The 2,161-nt window shown below is 63.3% G+C and carries 2 protein-coding genes; both read left to right on the forward strand.

Annotation, left to right across the window (positions count from 1 at the left end):
* Positions 1–260: 260 nt before the first annotated feature.
* Complete coding sequence (locus tag ACYVDE_RS20895) at positions 261–1,214, forward strand: bifunctional riboflavin kinase/FAD synthetase (RefSeq protein ID WP_460503470.1); 954 nt, start codon at positions 261–263, stop codon at positions 1,212–1,214.
* Positions 1,215–1,301: 87 nt separating this feature from the next.
* Positions 1,302–2,161: carboxypeptidase-like regulatory domain-containing protein (locus ACYVDE_RS20900; protein WP_460503471.1), on the forward strand; the 860-nt coding region annotated here is incomplete at its 3' end.

A 2,161-nucleotide genomic window follows, 5' to 3' on the forward strand; every position in this document is an offset into this window, starting at 1 on the left:
TGAGCACGCCCAACCGCGCCGGCCTGCAATACTTCGCCGCGCTGCAAGCCGATGCGCTGGCCGCCCAGCAGCAAGCCGCTCAGGAAACTCCGGAAATTAAACCGGAGTAGAGACGCAATATTTTGCGTCTCGTCGTCCGCGCCGCCAGGGAGCCGTCCAGGCGTTACCGTTCAACGACGAGACGCAAAATATTGCGTCTCTACCTCACCCCGTACCTTCGCGGCTCGTTCCGCTTCCCTCATTCGCTTTTCCGGCGCCCTATGCACGTCATCCGCGACCCGGCCCAGTTTCCGTTTCTTGGCAATGCCGTCGTGACCAGCGGTACGTTCGATGGCGTGCACGTGGGGCACCAGCGCATTCTGGCGCGGCTGCGCGAGGTGGCCCAGGCCAGCGCCGCGCCCACGGTCGTCATCACCTACTGGCCGCACCCGCGGCTGGTGCTGGGCCCGCCGCCCTCCCACCCCGAGCTGCTGGAATTGCAGCTCATCAACACGCTGGAGGAGCGCATCGAGCGGCTGGCCGCGCTGGGCGTTGACTACCTGCTGATTGTGCCGTTCACCCGGGAGTTTGCGCAGTGGACATCGGAAGAATACATCCAGAACCTGCTGCTGCGCACCGTGGGCGCCAAGCAATTGGTGATTGGTTACGACCACCGCTTCGGCAAAAACCGCGAGGGCGGCTTCGACTACCTCAGCCAGCACGCCGCCCGGTATGGGCTGACCGTGGAGGAGATTCCGCGTGAAGACGTGGATGCCGTGGGCGTGAGCAGCACGCGCATCCGGCAGGCGCTGCGGCAGGGCGACGTAGCCACCGCCAACCGCTACCTGGGCTATACCTATCCCCTCACCGGGCGCGTCGAGCACGGCCAGAAGCTGGGCCGCACAATAGGCTACCCCACCGCCAACCTGCGCGTGGAAGAACCGCTGAAGCTGGTGCCGGCCCGCGGCATCTACGCGGTGTGGTGCATCACGGCGGCGGGCACGCGCCACCCGGGCATGCTCAGCATCGGCGTGCGGCCCACCATTGGCAACGACCTGGCCCAGACCATTGAGGTGAACCTGCTGGATTTCAGCGGTAACCTGTACGAGCAGCTGCTCACGCTGGAGTTCGTGGCCTGGCTGCGCGCCGAAGAAAAATACGACGGGCTGGAGGCATTAACGACCCAGCTGGCGTTGGATGCGCAGAACACCCGCGCGGCGCTGGCAATTGGCTGAGCCGCAAGCCAGATTGTAGAGACGCATAATTGCGTCTCTACAATTGTTCGCCGACTTGGCCAACTCCTATCAACTTATCTGTTTTCGATGCATTATTTCCGCTTGTTGCTGGCCGTCGGCGGCCTGTTGTTATCCCTCACCGCGCAGGCCCAGAGCAAAATCACCGGCGTGGCGCTCGACTCCGTGACGCACGAGCCGCTGGCCTTTGCCAGCGTATTTCTGGCCAATACCACGCTGGGCGCTACTACCACCGAAAAGGGCGAGTTTGAGTTTCCGCGCGTGCCCAAGGGCACGTACGATATTGTGGGTTCCTACGTGGGTTACCGTTTGGGCAAGCAGACCATCACCGTCGAAACCACGCCGCTGAAGCTCACCATCAACCTCGCCCCTACCGGCAACCAGCTGGGCGAGGTGGTGGTGAAGCCCGAGCCCAACAAGCCCGAGCAATACCGTGAGTTTGCCGAGCTGTTTCTGGGCGGCAGCACGTTTTCGGAGCAGTGCCACATCAGCAACCCCGACGACGTGCGCGTGATGCTCGACGACTCGACGCAGGAACTGAGTGCCCGCACCAAGGAGTTTTTGCAGATTGATAACGACGCCCTGGGCTACCGCCTGAAATACTACGGCCTGTACTTCGCCTACGACAAGGACGCCGGCTCGATTACCTACTACGGCCAGCCGGTATTTGAGGAAATGAAGCCGCGCGACGAAGCCCAGCGCCGCCTGTGGGCCGCCAACCGCCTCACGGCCTACACGGGCTCGTTTATGCACTTCCTGCGCTCGGTGTACACCAACCGCCTCGAAGCCGGCAACTTCCTCACCCAACAAATTAAAACGGCCACCAACCCGCGCTACGAAAGCGCCCAAAAAAAGCGCGAGGCGCTGCTGGCGGCCGGCGCGGCCGGGGCCTACTCGCCCGCCGAGAAAGACTCGCTGCGCCGCTGGAG

The sequence above is a fragment of the Hymenobacter agri genome (assembly GCF_054778495.1).

Coding starts and splice junctions, on each gene's coding strand:
- ACYVDE_RS20895 (WP_460503470.1), top strand. CDS start 261: ATGCACGTCATCCGCGACCCGGCCCAGTTTCCGTTTCTTGGCAATGCC.